Genomic DNA, 18,393 nt, shown 5'->3' on the forward strand with positions numbered 1-18,393 from the left:
CTGCAGCCTGCTCGAAAGCGCGCATCGCACCGTTATGTGCAGGCGCGGAAAACGGCTCGGTAACACGAAATGGGGCGACGGACATGCCGTGCCGCAGCAATCCGCAACGGACGCGCGAGCGGACCTGCTCCGTCGATTGAAGGCCCAGCCCCGGCCGCCTTGCCCCCACGGCGCGGCCGGTGATCGGAATGCTTGTGTAATTCATGGTTGGTCTAACGTTATGGTATTAACTACTGCGGCACGGGGCATTTAATGCAGGTTCCGTGCCACCGCTGCGCATTCTGATGCTGCAGCGCGGAAAACCATCGATAAACCAATGACCTAGGTGTGCGGGCCAATAATCTGAATAAATCGAAACAGGCCAGTGTAACGTTTGCGCGAATGCCGCGTTCTCGGCCGTTACGTAACGACACGCCGTAACGCAGATACGTTACGGATTGCGAGATCACACGCGGCGGGCGATTTTCTGCGCGAGCAAATCATTCGCCCGTTTCATCCATGAATAATCGAATATCGCAATAGCGCGGCGCGGTTCATCCATGAATCGATGCGCGCTTGAGCGCATGCGAATAACGACAAAAAGAGAACCGCTCCGCTGCGGGATTCGAGTCGCGACGTTCATGCGCACCGGCGATCCGGTAGCGATCCGGTGGCGATCGGAAAGCGATTCCCGCGACGCATCGCGCGTCGGCTGCGACAATGTCGCCGTCGCATCAATTCGAGGCATCGATGGAACTCAGGCAACTGCGCTATTTCGTCTGCGTGGTCGAGCACGGCAGCATGGGCAAGGCGGCGCTGGAGCTCGGCGTCGTGACGTCGGCGCTGAGCCAGCAGATCAGCCGGCTCGAGAGCGAGTTGTCCACGCGCCTGCTGCAGCGAACCTCCACGGGCGTCGTGCCGACCGACGCGGGGCTCGCCTTCTGGCGACAGGCGCAGCTCGCGTTGCGCCACATCGACGATGCGGCGCTCGCCGCCCGTCAGGCGCGCCTGTCCGGGCACGTCAGCGTGGGGCTCGCGCCGAGCACCACGGGCGTGCTCGGCCTCGCGTTCATGAAGGCGATGCGGCAGCGCTATCCCGAGGTGCGGCTGCGCATGGTCGAGAGCCTGTCCGGCTACCTCGGCGCGATGCTGAGCGCGCGGCAGATCGACCTGGCCGTGCTGTTCCGCGAGGAGCCCGCGCAGCGCTGGAGCGTCATGCCGCTGCTCGACGAGCATCTGTTCGTGATCGGCTGCGCCGGCCAGCCCGGCATGCCCGAAGGGTCGCCCGTGGGTCTCGCGCAGCTCGGCGCGCTGCCGCTGATCCTGCCCAGCGGCCCGCATGGCTTGCGCGCGCTGCTCGATGCCGCGTTCGCGCGCACCGGCTTTACGCCGCACATCACCGCCGAAGTCGACGGCCTCGCGATGCTGATGGACGCGGTGCGCGGCGGCCTCGGCGCGACCATCCAGCCGGGCGCGGCGCTCGCGCGGCTCGAGAATGCGGCGCTCGCGAGCGTTCCGATTGCCGACGCACATGCGACGCGGCCCAACCTGATCGCGAGCGTGTCCGACGACGAGCTGTCGCCGGCCGGGCTGGCCGCGCGCGTCGTACTCGCCGACGTGGCGCGCGAAATCGTCGCGGCCGGCCGCTGGCCGGGCGCCACGCTGCGCACGTAGCCCTTCCCTTCACGAAAACTGAAGACGTGTTGCCGTCCGCGTGATGGCGGCGTGTCGCGTCGATCCGTAGAGTCGCGTCTCAAAGGAGACAACTCAGATGGTCGACGTACTCGTGATCGGCGGCGGCAATGCCGCGCTCTGCGCCGCGCTGATGGCGCGCGAAGCAGGCGCTTCGGTGCTGCTGCTCGAATCGGCCCCGCGCGAATGGCGCGGCGGCAACTCGCAGCACACCCGCAATCTGCGTTGCATGCACGACGCGCCGCAGGACGTGCTGATCGGCGCCTATCCCGAAGAGGAATACTGGCAGGACCTGCTGAAGGTGACCGGCGGCATCACCGACGAGGCGCTGGCGCGGCTCGTGATCCGCGCGTCGTCGACCTGTCGTCCGTGGATGCAGGCGCATGGCGTGCGCTTTCAGCCGCCGCTGTCCGGCGCGCTGCACGTCGCGCGCACCAACGCCTTCTTCATGGGCGGCGGCAAGGCGCTCGTGAACGCCTATTACCGCAGCGCCGAAGCGCTCGGCGTGCAGATCCGCTACGACACGCCGGTCGACGCGATCGAGCTCGACGGCACGCGCTTCGTGGCCGCGCGCAGCGGCGCGCAACGCTTCGAGGCACGCAGCTGCGTGCTCGCGGCAGGCGGCTTCGAATCCAATCGCGCATGGTTGCGCGAAGCGTGGGGACAAGACGAGCGCGGCGAGTGGCCCGCCGACAACTTCCTGATCCGCGGCACGCGCTTCAATCAGGGCGTGCTGCTGCGCTACATGATCGACGCCGGCGCGGACGCGATCGGCGATCCGTCACAATCGCATTGCGTCGCGATCGACGCCCGCGCGCCGCTGTACGACGGCGGCATCTGCACGCGCATCGACTGCGTGTCGCTGGGCGTCGTCGTCAACCGCGACGCAGAGCGCTTCTATGACGAAGGGGAAGACTTCTGGCCGAAGCGCTATGCGATCTGGGGCCGGCTCGTCGCGCGGCAGCCGGGCCAGATCGCCTACTCGATCATCGACGCAAAGGCGCTCGGACGCTTCATGCCGCCGGTGTTTCCCGGCGTCCGGGCCGATTCGCTGCCGGAACTCGCGCGCGGCCTGAAGCTGCCCGAGCACGCGTTCGTCGCCACGCTGAACGCCTACAACGCGGCCTGCCGCGGCGGCACCTTCGACCACACGACGCTCGACGACTGCCGCACCGAAGGGCTCACGCCGGCGAAAACCCACTGGGCGCGCCCGCTCGACACCCCGCCGTTCTTCGGCTACGCGCTGCGACCGGGCATCACGTTCACGTACCTGGGGCTCAAGGTCAACGAGCGCGCACAAGTCCATTTCGGCGGGCAACCGAGCGACAACCTGTTCGTCGCGGGCGAAATGATGGCCGGCAACGTGCTCGGCAAGGGCTATACGGCCGGCGTCGGCATGTCGATCGGCACCGCGTTCGGACGTATCGCCGGCACTCAGGCGGCGAAGGCCGCGCAATCGACTGGAGTTCAACGTGCAGAATCTTGAAGAACGCATCCACGACGCGCCGCCGGCCGCGCGCGTCGCTCGCACCGAGCGCGCCGAACCCGCCGCGCACGCCGCCGGCCGGCCGGTCATTCGCCTGCAGCCCGTCACCGACAACGAGGCCGAAGTCGCGCGGCAGATGAGCATCTGCAATGCGTGCCGCTATTGCGAGGGATTCTGCGCGGTCTTCCCCGCCATGACGCGCCGGATGGCGTTCGCCAAGGCGGACGTCAACTACCTCGCGAACCTGTGCCACAACTGCGGCGCGTGCTATCACGCATGCCAGTACGCGCCGCCGCACGCGTTCGCCGTCAACGTGCCGAAGGCGATGGCGCAGGTCCGCTTCGATACCTACGTCGAGTACGCGTGGCCGGCGCCGATGGGCAAGCTCTATCAGCGCAACGGACTCACCATCGCGCTCGCGCTCGCCGTCGGGCTCGCGCTGTTCCTGATACTCGGCGCCGCGCTGAACGGGTCGCTGCTGAGCGGCGCGGCGCACGGCAACTTCTATGCGGTGTTTCCGCACAACCTGCTGGCGGCGATGTTCGGCGGCGTGTTCGGCCTCGCGATGCTCGCGCTCGGCAACGGCGTGAAACGGTTCTGGCGCGACGTGTCGGCCGGCACGGCGAGCGTCCCGGCCGTGGCGGAAGCGGCGCAGCACGCGCTCGCGCTGACCTATCTCGGCGGCGGCCACGGCGACGGCTGCAACGAGGCGGACGATGCGTTCACGCTTGCGCGACGCCGCTTCCATCACTTCACGTTCTACGGCTTCATGCTGTGCTTCGCGGCCACCGTGACGGCCACCTTCTATCACTACGCGCTGAACCTGCATGCGCCGTATGCGTTCGCGAGCGTCCCCGTGCTGCTCGGGACGGCGGGCGGAATCGGCCTGCTGATCGGCCCGGCCGGCCTGCTCTGGCTCAACCTGCGGCGCGACCCGGCGCGGACCGATCCGAAGCAGCGCCCGATGGATCGCGGCTTCATCGCGCTGCTGATGCTCGTGAGCACTTCGGGGCTGGCGCTGCTCGCGTGGCGTGACAGCGGCGCGATGGCGTGCCTGCTTGCCGTCCACCTCGGCATCGTGATGGCGCTGTTCGTCACGTTGCCGTACGGAAAATTCGCGCACGGCGTCTTTCGCTGCGCCGCACTGCTCAAGGCGTCGATCGAGAAGCGGCAGGCCGCTCGCCTGCAACCGAGCCCGGACTGATCCGGGCCATGCGAGGCGGATCGGCATCGCGCCAGATCCGCCCACCACACCATAGGAGACAACTCATGCATCGCTTACCGTCAGACGCGCCGGTTCGCGCCGCCGCCCGCCCGTCGAAGCTCGGCGCGGTCCTGCGCGTGACCAGCGGCAATTTTCTCGAGCAATTCGACTTCTTCCTGTTCGGCTTCTACGCGACCACGATCTCGCGGGTCTTCTTTCCGACGGCGAGCGAATTCGCGTCGCTGCTGCTGACGTTCGCCGTATTCGGCGCCGGCTTCCTGATGCGTCCGCTCGGCGCGATCGTGCTCGGCGCCTACATCGACGAAGTGGGACGGCGCAAAGGCCTGATCGTCACGCTGTCGATCATGGCGAGCGGGACGGTGCTCATCGCATGCGTGCCGGGCTATGCGACGATCGGCGTCGCCGCGCCCGTGCTGGTGCTGCTCGGGCGGCTGCTGCAGGGCTTCTCCGCGGGCGCGGAACTGGGCGGCGTGTCCGTCTATCTGGCGGAAATGGCGACGCCGGGCCACAAGGGCTTCTACACGAGCTGGCAGTCCGCGAGCCAGCAGGTCGCGATCGTCGTCGCGGCGGCCATCGGCTATCTGCTCAATCATCTGCTGACGAGCCAGGAGATCGGCGCATGGGGCTGGCGCATTCCGTTCTTCATCGGTTGCGCGATCGTGCCGGCGATCTTCCTGCTGCGCCGCTCGCTGCAGGAAACCGCAGAGTTCACCGCGCGCACCCACCGGCCGCGGGCGCGCGAAGTCTTCGCGACGATGCTGAAGAACTGGCGGACCGTGTTCGCCGGCATGCTGCTCGTCGCAATGACCACGACCACGTTCTACCTGATCACGGTCTACACGCCGACGTTCGGCAAGGCGGTTCTCAAGCTCTCCACCGCCGACAGCCTGATCGTCACGTTGTGCGTCGGCCTGTCGAATTTCGTGTGGCTGCCGGTCGGCGGCGCGCTGTCGGACCGCATCGGCCGCAAGCCGATTCTCGTCGCCGTGACGGTCCTGGCGATCGCGACGTCGTACCCGGCGCTCGCGTGGCTCGCCGGCGCACCGAGCTTCGGCCGCATGCTGGCCGTGCTGTTATGGCTGTCGTTCTTCTTCGGCATGTACAACGGCGCGATGGTCGCCGCACTCACCGAAATCATGCCCGCCAACGTTCGGGTGGCCGGCTTCTCGCTGGCGTTCAGCCTCGCCACCGCGGTGTTCGGCGGCTTCACGCCCGCGGTGTCGACCTATCTGATCGAGCTGACCGGCGACAAGGCGGCGCCCGGCTACTGGCTCAGTTTCGCCGCGTGCTGCGGGCTGTGCGCGACGCTTGCGCTGTATCGCAGCGGAGGCGCCGCCGAACGCGCCGCTTCGCCTGCGTGAGGGTGGTCGGGCGGCGGCGCGCCGGGAATACGGCAGGTCGCCCGCCGCGCCGCATGCGACCACGCCGTGCTACCGCTCGGCCGGCGGCACCAGGATGCTGCGCGGAATCGACAGGATCAGCACGCAGCTGATCAGCAGGCACGCACCGAGCGCATAGGTGCCGTTGTTGATGTTGCCGGTCATTTCCTTTGCGATGCCGGTGATCATCGAGCCCGTGAAGCCGGACAGGTTGCCCACCGAATTGATCAGCGCGATGCCGGCGGCCGCCGCCGTGCCCGACAGGATCTGGCCGGGGAACGTCCAGTAGATCGGCATCAGCGCGAGGATCGCGCAGGTCGCGATGGTCAGGAACACGATCGACAGCGCCACGTTCTGCGCGCACGCGGCGCTCGCGATCAGGCCGACGCCGCCGATCAACGCGGGAATCGCCGCATGCAGCCGGCGCTCGCCGGTCTTGCGCGAGTGCGATGCGTTCCACAGCATCGCGAAAATGGCCGTCAGATACGGAATCGCGGTGAGCAGCCCGATATGCAGCGGGCTGCGCACGCCGGACGCGCGGATGATCGACGGCAGCCAGAACGCCAGCCCGTAGAAGCCGGTGTTGAACGTGAGCAGGATGAAGGTCAGCAGCCACACGCGCGGGCTGCGCAGCGCGACGCCGACACGGTGCGACTTGTGCGCGGCCTCGCGTTCGAGGTTGCGCGCGAGCAGCGCCTTCTCGTCGGCGGACAGCCATTTCGCCGACTGCGGACCGTCGCCGAGGAATGCCAGCACGACGAACGCGACCACGATCGACGGCAGGCCCTCGAGCAGCAGCATCCACTGCCAGCCGCTCATACCCGACAGCCCGTGCGTCTGCTCCATCAGCCAGCCGGACACCACGCTGCCGAGCGTCAGGCTCAGCGGAATCGCGACCAGGAAGCCCGACATCGCGACGCTCTGGCGACGCGCCGGGAACCAGTAGTTCATGTACAGGATGACGCCCGGGAAAAAGCCGGCTTCGCACAGGCCGAGCAGGAAGCGCAGCGCGTAGAACATCGTCGACGTCTGCACGTGGAAGAACTGCGCGAGCGGCACGATGAACGCCATCGACGACGACACGATGCCCCACGTGATCATGATCCGCGCGATCCAGAAGCGCGCACCGTAGCGATGCAGCAGCAGGTTGCTGGGCATCTCGAACAGGAAATAGCCCCAGAAGAAGATGCTGGCGCCGAGCGCATAGACGCCGTCGCTCAGGCTCAGGTCGTCGAGCATCTGCAGCTTCGCGAAGCCCACGTTGACGCGGTCCAGATACGCGACGACGTAGCACAGCAGCAGCAAGGGCAGGATGCGCCGCATCACCCTGCGATAGACGGCGTCTTCGGACAAGTCGGCCGCGGCCGGCGCAGCCGCGGTCTGTGTGATGGTTGGCATCCGTTCGTCTCCTGATTGTGTAGGTCTTCTTCGCATCGGCACGCTCGCCGGGCCGGCGATGTTACCGATAACATCCTGCGGCAAAAAAATCCGCCGACGGGGCGACGGATGCCACCGGCGCTCTGATACCGGTAACGCCCAGCAACGTAGCACGCCGGGACCGGCCAGTTCAAGCGCCGGCCGCCGAGTGGTTTCCCTAGTACGCGCGCGGCGGCAACGGGCGCGCGGGCGCCGCTCGGCACGCGATCCGGCACCGGTATGATGTAGCCTTCACATGCTTCTTCCGCTCGCAATTCCGATGCCCAGTCCCACCGCCGTCCGGCCCGCCGGGCCGCCCCGCATGTCCGACGTAGCGCGCCTGGCCGGCGTATCGAAGATGACCGTGTCGCGCGTGCTCGCCGGCCACAGCGTGGCCGCCGATACGCGTGAACGGGTGTGCCGCGCCATCGACCAGCTCGGCTACGTCGCCGATGCCGCGGCCGGCGCGCTATCGTCGGGCCGTTCGGAATTCGTCGCGGTGCTGGTGCCGTCGCTGTCGAGCTCCAACTTCTCGGACACCGTGCGCGGCCTCACCGATGCGCTCGAACCGCACGGGCTGCAACTGCTGCTCGGCGATACCGACTACGACCTCGAACGCGAAGAACGGCTGGTGCGCTCGATGCTGCGCCACCAGCCGCGCTGCGTCGCGCTGACCGGCGCGCAGCACACCGACGCGACGCGCAAGCTGCTGGCGCGCTCGGCCATTCCGGTGGTCGAGATGTGGGATCTGCCCACGCGCCCGATCGACACCGCGGTCGGGTTCTCGAACGTGCGCGCGGCGCGCGCGATGGTGCGGCATCTGGCCGAGCGTGGCTATCGGCGCATCGGCTTTCTCGGCGGCGCGAGCGAACTGGACCGCCGCGGCCTGGACCGGCTCAAGGGCTATCAGGCCGAAATCAAGGCGCTCGCACTGGGCGAACCGCGCGTCGTGCGGCTCGGCGATTCGCCGATCACGATGAGCCACGGCGGCCCCGCGATGGCCGCGCTGCTGGACAAATGGCCGGACACCGATGCGGTGATGTGCGTGAGCGACATGTCGGCGTTCGGCGCGATCATGGAGTGTCACCGGCGCGGGCTGGCCGTGCCGGCCGACATCGCCGTGGCCGGTTTCGGCAACTTCGAAGTGGCGACCTGCTGCCATCCGACCATCACGACGGTGTCGGTCGATGCGTACGGCATCGGCCTGCACACGGGCGAGGCGCTGCTGGCCGCGCTGCACGCGCGCGACGGCGGCGAGCCGCTCGAATCGCGCAGCATCCGGATCGACTACACGATCGTCGCGCGCGAAAGCGCGTGACGCGCTGACCGCCGCGGCGCGCCGGCAGCCCGCCGCCCGGCCGCCGTCGGTCGACACGAGCGCGCCGCCGGCCCGCTCCGCCACGCGCGAACGCGCGACGCCCTGCCACGATCGCCCCGCCGCCTTCCGCGCAAATTCCCTTCCGCAACGCAAAACCACCGTGCTAACATCCGCTCGATGTTACCGGTAACTATCCGGCACGCACAACGCACGACTGTCCCGCACGACAGTCCTATTCGGAGACAGCCTCGCCATGGCAAACACCCCACGCCGCCTGCGCAGCCAGGAGTGGTTCGACGATCCCGCGCATGCGGACATGACGGCGCTCTATGTCGAGCGCTTCATGAACTACGGGTTGACGCGCGACGAGCTGCAGTCGGGTCGCCCGATCATCGGCATCGCGCAGACCGGCAGCGACCTCGCACCGTGCAACCGCCACCATCTCGAACTGGCCGAGCGCGTGCGCGCCGGCATTCGCGACGCGGGCGGCATTCCGATGGAGTTCCCGGTGCACCCGCTCGCCGAGCAGAGCCGCCGCCCCACCGCCGCGCTCGACCGCAACCTCGCTTACCTGGGGCTGGTGGAAGTGCTGCACGGCTTTCCGCTGGACGGCGTGGTGCTGACCACCGGCTGCGACAAGACCACCCCCGCCTGCCTGATGGCCGCGGCCACCGTCGACATGCCGGCCATCGTACTGTCGGGCGGGCCGATGCTCGACGGCTGGCACGACGGCAAGCGCGTCGGCTCGGGCACGGTGATCTGGCACGCGCGCAACCTGCTCGCGGCAGGCGAGATCGACTACGAAGGATTCATGGCGCTGACCACCGCGGCGTCGCCGTCGATCGGGCACTGCAACACGATGGGCACCGCGCTGTCGATGAACAGCCTCGCCGAGGCGCTCGGCATGTCGCTGCCGGGCTGCGCGAGCATTCCGGCCGCCTACCGCGAGCGCGGCCAGATGGCCTACGCGACCGGCAAGCGCGCGGTCGAGCTGGTGCGCGACGACGTGCGTCCGTCGCAGATCATGACGCGCGCCGCGTTCGAGAACGCGATCGTCGTCGCGTCCGCGCTCGGTGCGTCGACCAACTGCCCGCCGCACCTGATCGCGATCGCGCGCCACATGGGCGTCGAGCTGAGCCTCGACGACTGGCAGCGCTTCGGCGAAGCCGTGCCGCTGCTCGTCAACTGCATGCCGGCCGGCGAATATCTCGGCGAGAGCTTCCATCGCGCCGGCGGCGTGCCCGCGGTGCTGCGCCAGCTCGATGCGGCCGGCCTGCTGCGGCGCGATTGCATGACGGTGTCCGGCCGGCCGATCGGCGCGATCGCCGATGCCGCGCCGCCCGCCGATCGCGACGTGATCCGCACGCCCGATGCGCCGCTCAAGCACGGCGCGGGCTTCATCGTGCTGTCGGGCAACTTCTTCGACAGCGCGATCATGAAGATGTCGGTGGTGGGCGACGCGTTCCGTCAGACCTACCTCGCCGAGCCGGGTGCCGAGAACACCTTCGACGCACGCGCGATCGTGTTCGATGGCCCCGAGGACTACCGCGCGCGCATCGACGATCCGCAACTGAACATCGACGAGCGCTGCATCCTGGTGATCCGCGGCTGCGGCACGGTCGGCTACCCGGGCAGCGCGGAGGTCGTCAACATGGCGCCGCCCGCAGCGCTGGTGAAGCGCGGCGTGACGTCGCTGCCGTGCATGGGCGACGGACGCCAGAGCGGCACGTCGGCCAGCCCGTCGATCCTGAACATGTCGCCGGAAGCGGCGGTGGGCGGCGGCCTCGCGCTGCTGCGCACCGACGACCGCATCCGCGTCGACCTGAACCGCCGGACCGTCGACGTGCTCGTCGACGAAGCGGAACTCGCGCGGCGCCGCGAAACCGCGACGTTCGCCGCGCCGCCGGCGCAAACGCCGTGGCAGGAGCTGTATCGCCGCTTCGTGGGCCAGCTGTCCACCGGCGGCTGCCTCGAGCCGGCCACGCTGTATCTGAAGGTGATCGAACGGCACGGCAATCCGCGCCATTCGCATTGATCCAACGTCCCACGACTCCAGCCGAGCTCATCATGCGTACTCTTTCCGTCTCCGACTGCCTGCCGCACGATCTCGCGCAGGCGCTGCTGATCGGCCGCGTATGGCGGCACGACGGCGCCCACGCGGGCCCGAGCGTCGTCGCCGTGCGCGGCGGCGAACTGATCGACATCACGCGCACCGTGCCGACCACCGCGGACCTGTTCGACCGCGCCGACGCCGTCGACCTCGCGCGCAGCGCGCCGGGCGAATCGCTCGGCCGCGTCGAGCCGCTGCTGCAGGCCGCGCTCGACGGCACGCCCGGCGCGTCCGGTGCGGCGCAGCTGCTCGCGCCGTGCGACGTGCAGGCCATCAAGGCCTGCGGCGTCACGTTCGCCGTCAGCCTGATCGAGCGCGTGATCGAGGAACAGGCCGGCGGCGATCCCGCGCGAGCGCGCGAGGTGCGCGAAGCGATCACCGCGACGCTCGGCACCGATCTGTCGAAAATCGTGCCCGGCTCGGACGCCGCGCTGCGCCTGAAGGCGGAACTCGAGCGGCGCGGCGCGTGGTCGCAATACATGGAGGTCGGCATCGGCCCCGACGCCGAGGTGTTCTCCAAGGCGCAGCCGATGTCGGCGGTGGGTTTCGGCGCGGACGTCGGCTTGCTGCCGGCATCGGTATGGAACAACCCGGAACCGGAGATCGTGCTGGCCGTCGCCAGCGACGGCCGGCCGGTCGGCGCGACGCTCGGCAACGACGTCAACCTGCGCGACATCGAAGGCCGCTCGGCGCTGCTGCTCGGCAAATGCAAGGACAACAACGGCTCGTGCGCGATCGGCCCGTTCGTGCGGCTGTTCGCCGACGGCTTCACGCTCGACGGCGTGCGGCAGGCCAGCGTGTCGCTGCGCGTCGAAGGCGCCGATGACGGTTTCGTGCTCGACGGCATCAGCCACATGCGCGAGATCAGCCGCGACCCGACCGATCTCGTCGCCCAGACCTGCGGCGCGCATCACCAGTACCCGGACGGCTTCATGCTGTTCCTCGGCACGATGTTCTCGCCGATCCAGGATCGCGACGCGCCGGGCGCCGGCTTTACGCACCACCTCGGCGACCGCGTGACGATCGCGACGCCCGCGCTCGGCGCGCTCGTGAACACCGTGCGGCTGTGCACGGAGATCGCGCCATGGAGCTTCGGCGTGCGCGCGCTGTATGCGAACCTCGCGGCGCGCGGCCTGCTCGGCAAGTGAGGCTGCCTGCCGCGCAGCGTCATGCCGCGGCTACGCTGCGCGCTCGCCGCTCACGCGCGGCGACCGCAGTGTGCGCGGCACCAGGTTCGTCACCAGCAGCGCGCCGAGCATCAGCAGCATCGCAACCACCGCCAGCCCCGCATACGGCGCGCCGGTGCGCGTGAACAGCACGCCGACGAGCCACGAACTGAACGCGCCGCCGAGCGAGCCGAGCATGCTGATCGCCGCGATGCCCGCCGCCGCGGCGCGGCCGGTGAGCTGCGCCGCCGGAATCGTCCAGAACACGATCGGCACGGTGAACGCGCACAGCTGCGCGACGGCCAGCAGCGTCACGGTCATCCAGACGTGCCCGGCCGCGAACCGCAGGAGCAGCAGGCTGCACGCGGTGACGAGCATGCACGCGACCGTATGCCAGCGCCGCTCGCCGTGCCGGTCCGAACTCCACGCGATCGCGACGTTGCCGATCATCGTGAAGACCGAAATCAGCCCGGACAGCCAGCCGACGCCGGACACGGTCGCCACCCCGGACGCCTTCAACACCGACGGCGACCAGAACGTCACCGCGCCCATCCCGACGTATACGCAGAAATAGATCGCCGCGAGCCCGAGCACGCGCCCGTTGCGGAGAACGTCGAGCACGCCGGCCCCGTCGTGCCCGACGACGGCAGCGGCCCGCTCGGCCTGCAGGTCGCGCGACAGCGCGTGCCGGTCCGCGGCCGACAGCCACGCCGCCTGTTCCGGCCGGTCGCTCAGCATCAGCGGCGCGATCAGGCCCAGCGCGATGGCCGGCAGACCTTCGATCAGAAACAGCCACTGCCAGCCGCGCAACCCGAGCGCGTCCTGCAGGTGCGCCATGATCCAGCCGGACAACGGCCCGCCGATCATTCCGGCCACTGGCACGGCGAGCAGCAGCACGCTGTTCACGCGCGCGCGCACGGCATCCGGAAACCAGTACGACAGATACAGGATGAGGCCCGGAAAGAAGCCGGCCTCGGCCGCGCCGAGCAGAAAGCGCACGACGTACAGCGACACGCTGCCCGTCGCGAACATCTGCGCGATCGTGCACAGCCCCCACAGCACCATGATGCGCATCAGCGTCCGGCTCGCGCCGATCCGCGCCAGCACCAGATTGCTCGGTACCTCGAACGCCGCGTAGCTGATGAAAAAGATGGCCGTCGCGGCACCGAACGCGGCCTCGCTCAGGCCGAGGTCCTGCAGGAACTGCAGCTTGGCGAAGCCGATGTTCACGCGGTCGATGAAGTTGACCACGTAGCAGACGAACAGAAACGGAAGCACGCGCAGCGCGACCCGGCGATACAGGAACGCAGAGGATGACTCGGACATCGGCGGCTCCAGGAAGATGAACGTGGCTCGCGGCAGCCGCTCGCCGCCGCATGGCAGGGGGCGAGGCCGTCGTCCTGGCGTCCGGACGGCTGCCCCGATGAAGCCGCGCCCCGGCATGCCGAAACGCGTCGAGCGAACGGGCACCGATGCCAGGCCGCATGAACGGATTATATGAATCCCGTAATTTGGTACTAATAGGTGGTTTACATGAGATTCAATCCGCACCTCATTCATCCATGTCCCGGAATCGGGAATCTGGCTTCAGTCATCAACCAAGCCGGCGAGACGAGCAGCTTGCTTCACGCCGCCTACGGCCCGCGCGCGGCGGCGGAGCACGGGCGACGCGAGATTCGGGCCGGCGGCGCTCTGCCCGGCGCCCGGTAACGGGTGGGGCCCCGAGGCGGTCGGCGCGGAGAACGGCGCGATTTGCCGTCCGCGCGCGTCTACCCCCACTCGAAGGCGACGCCTTCCGCCCTGTCTTCGATCCGCGCTCTCGCCCGTCGCGGCGGCGCCAGCACTACCCGGCGACAACATGCGTAAACCCGCTCTCGACATTAAATTGAATCCCCTATAATGGGATTCACCGACACGACGTGGACGATTACGGCAGCCAGCACCCGCGGTCGGTCCCGTTTCCAGCGGTCGCTTCACTTCATTACGGTCCCCGCAGACCGCGTCACCCCGCGGTTTTTTTCTGGATATGATCGTCTGCACGACCGGTCCTGTGACCGGCCGCCTTCAGCGCAACGCCGCGGCGGGCCGCGCATTGCGCGATTCCCGTGACCCGCGACGGGCAGCATGAGCCGGCTTCGGCCGGCATTGAATTTGAGATGGGGCGCCTCAGCGACACCATGAACCTGCATGCCGAATCCCGCTGCTTCTCGGACGTCTTCCTCCATTCGCAGGCCATCGTGAACTGGTCGCAGCACTACGACCAGATCAGTCCGGGCATCGCCACGACGACGCTGCGCCAGGTCGCCGGCCAGCGCTTTCACGTGTTCCGCGAACGGATCAACCAGCGTGTCATGCAGCACGGCCTCGCGCCGCGCGGCCGCCTCTGCTTCGCGCTGCCGATCGCGAACACGGCCGCACCGATCGTGCAGGGGCGCACCGTCGCGCGTCCGAGCCTGCTCACGCTGCGCGGCGGCGAAGAGTTCGTCGCGCATCTTCCGTGCGACACCGAAGTGCTCGCCTTCACGATCGATCGCACGCTCACGGCCGATCACGCGCTCGACGAACTGGCGAACCTGCCCGCGCGCGTCCTCCGGCAACCGGTGCTGCCGATCTCGCCGGTGCGCTACCGCACGGCGCTGGACGGCCTCGAGCGCGTGCTCTGCCAGGCGCTCGACCACGGTTCGCTCACGGCCCGCGACGCGTTCGACGAACGCGTGCTCGCCCATAACGTGGTCGGCATCCTGCTCGACCTCGTACAGTCGGACGAAGCGGATGCGGGCGCGCTGCCGTCGGCGTCGACGCAAAGCTACATCGTGCGGCGCAGCCAGGAAATCGCACTGGAATGCGACGACGTGCCGACGGTGATCGATCTCTGCCATCACCTCCGAATCAGCCGCCGCACGCTGCAATACAGCTTTCAGAACGTCGTCGGCACCACGCCGACCGCCTACCTGCGCTCGATCCGGCTCAACGCGGTGCGCCGCTTCCTGATGACGACACCCGAGACGATGCGGATCGGCGACGCGGCGGCGCAATTCGGCTTTTGTCATTTCGGGCGATTCTCCGCGTACTACCAGCAACATTTCCACGAGCTGCCGTCGCACACGCCGCGCCTGAGCTGAACCGTCGCGCCGCCGCGCGCCGTATCCGGGTAATTCCCTGCCGCACGGCGCGCGCGGATTGCCGATAGCGGACAACGTCCCGGATTTCGGCACCCTAAATTCTGGCGTCGGCCCGTTCGCACGCATGCACCAGATGCGTGACCGGGCGGCCGTCGAAGCACACACCTGTGTCGTCGCCGCACGGCAGCTCCCGTTGCCGGATCGTCAGGATGGTCCCGCGGCGCACGGACATTGATCAGGCATGCCGTGGTCGCTTCCTGACGGACGATCCGGCCAGCGGGACTACTCATGAACGAATCGTCATCCCGGTCCGACGCGGGGCTCAGCAGGAACGCGGTCGGACTCTCACACATCGTCTTCTTCGTCGTCGCCGCGGCCGCGCCGCTCACCGCGATGGTCGGCGCGACACCGGCGGCGTTCTCGCTCGGCAACGGCCCCGGCGTGCCCGGCGTCTTCGTGCTGGCCGGCGTGATGTACCTGATCTTCAGCATCGGATACGCGGCGATGAGCCGGCATATCTCCAACGCGGGCGCCTTCTATGCGTACATCGCGAACGGGCTCGGGCGGCCCGTCGGCGTGGGCGGCGCATTCGTCGCGATCGTCGCGTACAACGCGGTGCAGATCGCGATCTACAGCATGTTCGGCTTCTTTCTCAACAACGCCGTCCAGCAGCATTACGGCGTCGACGTGCCGTGGTGGGCGTTCGCGCTGGCCTGCGTCGCCGCCGTGCATCTCTGCGGCGCGCGACACATCGAGTTCAGCGGACGGCTGCTCGGCCTGCTGATGCTCGGCGAGATCGCGATCGTGATGCTGCTCGACGTCGCGATCGTCGCGCACGGCGCGACTGCCGGCGGCTTCAGCGCGAGGCCGTTCATGCCCGCGGCGGTGTTCGTGCCGGGCCTCGGCACCGCGCTCGTGTTCGTCCTCGGCTCGTACATGGGCTTCGAGGCCACGGCCATCTTCTCCGAGGAAGCGCGCGACCCGAAGCGCACGATCCCGCGCGCGACGTACCTGGCCGTGATCCTCATCATGGTGTTCTACGCGCTGTCGTCATGGGCGATCGTCGAGGCGTGGGGCGAAGGCCACATCGCCGCGCAAGCGGCCCGCGATCCGGCCAATCTGTGGTTCGCCGTCAGCAGCCGGCTGCTCGGCAACATCGCCACCGATGCGATGAACGTGCTGCTCGTCACGAGCCTGTTCGCGGCCATCCTGTCGTTCCACAACACGATCACGCGCTATTTCTACGCGATGGGGCGGGAACGCGTGCTGTGGCGCAAGCTCGGCCATACGTGCCCCGTGCATCGCTGCCCCGACGTCGCGGGCAAGGTGCAGACGGTGATCGCGCTCGCGGCGATCGTCGGCTCGGCCGCGTTCCGGCTCGACCCGTTCGCCATCGTGTTCTCGTGGATGAGCGCGCTCGCGACGATCGGCATCATCGCCGTGCAGATCCTCGTGGCGACGTCGGTGATCGCCTTCTTCGCGCGCGACCATCGGGACGCCTCGATCGTGCACCGCCTGATCGCGCCGCTCGTCAGCGTGGTCGCGCTCGGCGCATGTCTCGTGCTGGTGGTGCGCAACCTGTCGGTGCTGAGCGGATCGGACTCCGCGTTCGTCGCGATGTTTCCGTATTTCCTGCTCGCCATCGGCGCGCTCGGCATTCGCGCCGCATTGCGATTGAAGCGCAGCGATCCCGACCTGTACCGCGAACTCGGGCGCGCCGCCCAGTAAGCGCGGCCCGGCGCGCGCAGCGCTGCCGCCGCGCCGCAATCCCACCGCATTCCCATCGCAATCCCGCCGCGGGCGCGTCTATGCATAGACGCGTCGCGCCGCCGTCGGCACGGGTATTCCCTGACCGATACGCGCGGCAGCGATTGCCGATAGCGGACAACGCGCGCCGTTTCATCGACATACAGTGAATCCGACGTTGGACCGCGGCCGTGGCAGCCGTCATCGCCCCGCCCGATCGGCCCGACGCTTCGTACCTGTGACACACGGACACCATGATGAAAATCCAGAACCTGATCGGCGGCCGGCATTGCGATGCCTCCACCGGCCGCACCTTCGACAAGCTGGCGCCCGCGACCGGAGACCGCATCTGCACCGTTCCCGCCTCGAGCGCCGACGACGTCGATCGCGCCGTGCGCGCCGCCCACGACGCATTGCACGACGACGCATGGGCCCGCGCCGGCGGCGCGGCCCGCGCCCGCTGGCTGTATCGGCTGGCGGACCTCGTCGAGCGCGAAAGCGAAGCGCTGGAGAGCCTGCTCGCCGTCGAACAAGGGCGGCCACCGGCCGAGATGCGCATGATGGACCTGCCGATGACCATCGACACGCTGCGCTATTTCGCCGGATGGGCCGACAAGCTCGAGGGCCGGACGATCCCGACCGACGGCTTCATGGGCCGCCCGACGCTCAGTTACACGCGGCGCGCGCCGGTCGGCGTCGCCGGCCAGATCGTGCCGTGGAACGCGCCGCTGATGATCGCCGTGTGGAAGCTCGTGCCCGCACTCGCGGCCGGCTGCCCGGTGGTGATCAAGCCGTCCGAGGATGCGCCGCTCGCCGTGGCGCGGCTCGGCAAGCTCGCGTGCGAAGCCGGCCTGCCGGCCGGCGTCGTCAACATCGTGCACGGCATGGGCGCCGAGGTCGGCGCTGCGCTCGTCGCGCATCCGCTCGTCAGCAAGATCAGTTTCACCGGCAGTACCGAAGTCGGCCGCACGATCGCCTGCGATGCGGCGCGCACCTTCAAGCGCGTCACGCTCGAGCTCGGCGGCAAGGCCGCGCAGATCGTCTTCGCGGATGCCGATCTCGACCGCGCGATCCCGTCGCTGGTGGCCGGCATGTTCGCGAACCAGGGGCAGACGTGTGCGGCCGGCTCGCGCGTGCTCGCGCACCGGTCGATCGCGGACGCACTCGAAGCGCGGCTCGCCGACGCGGCACGCACCATCCGCGTCGGGCCGCCGACCGAGGCCGGCGTGCAGATGGGCGCGCTCATCAACCCGCGGCATCTCGCACGCGTGCGGGCGCACGTCGCGGCCGCGCTGGCCGAAGGCGCGGTCATGCTCGCCGGCGACGAACAGGTGCCGCCGCGCGGCTGCTTCATGCGCCCGACGATACTCGGCGGCGTGCATCCGGGCATGCGCATCGCGCGCGAAGAAGTGTTCGGCCCGGTCGGCATGGTGATGCCGTTCGAGACCGAGGACGATGCGATCCGGATCGCCAACGACACGCCGTTCGGCCTGTCCGCCTCGGTCTGGACGCAGGATGTCGGCACCGCGCACCGCGTCGCCGAACGGCTCGACGTCGGTGCGGTCGCCATCAACGCATGGAGCCCGATCGATGCGCGCCTGCCGTGGGGCGGCACCCGGCAAAGCGGAATCGGGCGTGACCTGTCGAAGGCCGCGCTCGATTCGTACCTCGAGGAAAAGATCGTCACGGCCGCGCTGTGATGTCGCGGCGCACGCCGCGCCGCACCGTGTTCACGCACTTGAAGAGAGATACCT

13 protein-coding genes are annotated in these 18,393 nt (G+C 68.7%); 10 read left to right on the top strand and 3 right to left on the bottom strand.

Translation table 11 applies throughout. The features are described from left to right. Positions 1–445: 445 nt before the first annotated feature. A complete protein-coding gene (locus WJ35_RS31385; protein ID WP_124259724.1) occupies positions 446–727 on the bottom strand; it encodes a hypothetical protein in 282 nt (93 codons plus the stop codon). Between the two features lie 2 nt (positions 728–729). Here WJ35_RS31385 and WJ35_RS18320 point away from each other — a divergent pair, with 2 nt between their 5' ends. From WJ35_RS18320 to WJ35_RS18335, 4 genes are all read left to right on the top strand, one after another. After that, positions 730–1,653 (top strand): LysR substrate-binding domain-containing protein, encoded by a 924-nt coding sequence (locus WJ35_RS18320; protein WP_011879756.1) that lies wholly within the window; start codon positions 730–732, stop codon positions 1,651–1,653. A gap of 97 nt (positions 1,654–1,750) precedes the next feature. After that, positions 1,751–3,157 carry an FAD-dependent tricarballylate dehydrogenase TcuA gene (gene tcuA, locus WJ35_RS18325; RefSeq protein WP_011879755.1) on the top strand — a complete coding sequence of 469 codons (1,407 nt, stop codon included), beginning with the start codon at positions 1,751–1,753 and terminating at the stop codon, positions 3,155–3,157. Continuing rightward, positions 3,144–4,361 carry a tricarballylate utilization 4Fe-4S protein TcuB gene (gene tcuB / locus WJ35_RS18330; RefSeq protein ID WP_046423201.1) on the top strand — a complete coding sequence of 406 codons (1,218 nt, stop codon included), beginning with the start codon at positions 3,144–3,146 and terminating at the stop codon, positions 4,359–4,361. Before tcuA ends, tcuB begins: the two co-directional genes overlap by 14 nt. Positions 4,362–4,426: 65 nt before the next feature. Next, entirely contained in the window at positions 4,427–5,743 is a 1,317-nt protein-coding gene (locus WJ35_RS18335; RefSeq protein ID WP_011879753.1) for an MFS transporter, read from the top strand. 69 nt (positions 5,744–5,812) lie between these two features. Here WJ35_RS18335 and WJ35_RS18340 read toward each other — a convergent pair whose 3' ends face one another. Continuing rightward, the gene (locus WJ35_RS18340) at positions 5,813–7,159 is read right to left on the bottom strand and encodes an MFS transporter (protein ID WP_011879752.1); all 1,347 of its coding nucleotides are present in this window, start codon (positions 7,157–7,159) and stop codon (positions 5,813–5,815) included. A gap of 298 nt (positions 7,160–7,457) precedes the next feature. Here WJ35_RS18340 and WJ35_RS18345 point away from each other — a divergent pair, with 298 nt between their 5' ends. The 3 genes from WJ35_RS18345 (at position 7,458) to WJ35_RS18355 (ending at position 11,753) form a co-directional block, all read left to right on the top strand. Next, positions 7,458–8,495, top strand: coding sequence for a LacI family DNA-binding transcriptional regulator (locus WJ35_RS18345; RefSeq protein ID WP_043292734.1), 1,038 nt, complete (start codon positions 7,458–7,460; stop codon positions 8,493–8,495). 253 nt (positions 8,496–8,748) lie between these two features. Further along, positions 8,749–10,530, top strand: a complete 1,782-nt coding sequence (locus WJ35_RS18350; RefSeq protein ID WP_011879750.1) for an IlvD/Edd family dehydratase — start codon at positions 8,749–8,751, stop codon at positions 10,528–10,530. 32 nt (positions 10,531–10,562) lie between these two features. Next, positions 10,563–11,753, top strand: a complete 1,191-nt coding sequence (locus WJ35_RS18355) for a fumarylacetoacetate hydrolase family protein (RefSeq protein WP_034194351.1) — start codon at positions 10,563–10,565, stop codon at positions 11,751–11,753. Between the two features lie 30 nt (positions 11,754–11,783). Here WJ35_RS18355 and WJ35_RS18360 read toward each other — a convergent pair whose 3' ends face one another. Next, complete coding sequence (locus WJ35_RS18360; RefSeq protein WP_043292570.1) at positions 11,784–13,097, bottom strand: MFS transporter; 1,314 nt, start codon at positions 13,095–13,097, stop codon at positions 11,784–11,786. A gap of 830 nt (positions 13,098–13,927) precedes the next feature. Between WJ35_RS18360 and WJ35_RS18365 the strand changes: the two genes are divergently transcribed. From WJ35_RS18365 to WJ35_RS18375, 3 genes are all read left to right on the top strand, one after another. Next, positions 13,928–14,893, top strand: coding sequence for a helix-turn-helix domain-containing protein (locus tag WJ35_RS18365; RefSeq protein WP_014725556.1), 966 nt, complete (start codon positions 13,928–13,930; stop codon positions 14,891–14,893). A 288-nt stretch (positions 14,894–15,181) separates the two neighbouring features. Beyond that, a complete protein-coding gene (locus WJ35_RS18370; RefSeq protein ID WP_011879746.1) occupies positions 15,182–16,621 on the top strand; it encodes an APC family permease in 1,440 nt (479 codons plus the stop codon). A 272-nt stretch (positions 16,622–16,893) separates the two neighbouring features. Then, a complete protein-coding gene (locus WJ35_RS18375; protein WP_069239638.1) occupies positions 16,894–18,339 on the top strand; it encodes an aldehyde dehydrogenase family protein in 1,446 nt (481 codons plus the stop codon). Positions 18,340–18,393: the final 54 nt, after the last annotated feature.

This window comes from Burkholderia ubonensis, assembly GCF_001718695.1.
In the GTDB taxonomy this organism is placed as follows: domain Bacteria; phylum Pseudomonadota; class Gammaproteobacteria; order Burkholderiales; family Burkholderiaceae; genus Burkholderia; species Burkholderia ubonensis_B.

Excerpts from the sequence above, each read along its gene's own strand:
- WJ35_RS31385 (WP_124259724.1), bottom strand. The coding sequence starts at position 727 with ATGCCTCGAATTGATGCGACGGCGACATTGTCGCAGCCGACGCGCGAT.
- WJ35_RS18320 (WP_011879756.1), top strand. The coding sequence starts at position 730 with ATGGAACTCAGGCAACTGCGCTATTTCGTCTGCGTGGTCGAGCACGGC.
- tcuA (WP_011879755.1), top strand. The coding sequence starts at position 1,751 with ATGGTCGACGTACTCGTGATCGGCGGCGGCAATGCCGCGCTCTGCGCC.
- WJ35_RS18335 (WP_011879753.1), top strand. The coding sequence starts at position 4,427 with ATGCATCGCTTACCGTCAGACGCGCCGGTTCGCGCCGCCGCCCGCCCG.
- WJ35_RS18340 (WP_011879752.1), bottom strand. The coding sequence starts at position 7,159 with ATGCCAACCATCACACAGACCGCGGCTGCGCCGGCCGCGGCCGACTTG.
- WJ35_RS18345 (WP_043292734.1), top strand. The coding sequence starts at position 7,458 with ATGCCCAGTCCCACCGCCGTCCGGCCCGCCGGGCCGCCCCGCATGTCC.
- WJ35_RS18350 (WP_011879750.1), top strand. The coding sequence starts at position 8,749 with ATGGCAAACACCCCACGCCGCCTGCGCAGCCAGGAGTGGTTCGACGAT.
- WJ35_RS18355 (WP_034194351.1), top strand. The coding sequence starts at position 10,563 with ATGCGTACTCTTTCCGTCTCCGACTGCCTGCCGCACGATCTCGCGCAG.
- WJ35_RS18360 (WP_043292570.1), bottom strand. The coding sequence starts at position 13,097 with ATGTCCGAGTCATCCTCTGCGTTCCTGTATCGCCGGGTCGCGCTGCGC.
- WJ35_RS18365 (WP_014725556.1), top strand. The coding sequence starts at position 13,928 with ATGGGGCGCCTCAGCGACACCATGAACCTGCATGCCGAATCCCGCTGC.
- WJ35_RS18370 (WP_011879746.1), top strand. The coding sequence starts at position 15,182 with ATGAACGAATCGTCATCCCGGTCCGACGCGGGGCTCAGCAGGAACGCG.
- WJ35_RS18375 (WP_069239638.1), top strand. The coding sequence starts at position 16,894 with ATGATGAAAATCCAGAACCTGATCGGCGGCCGGCATTGCGATGCCTCC.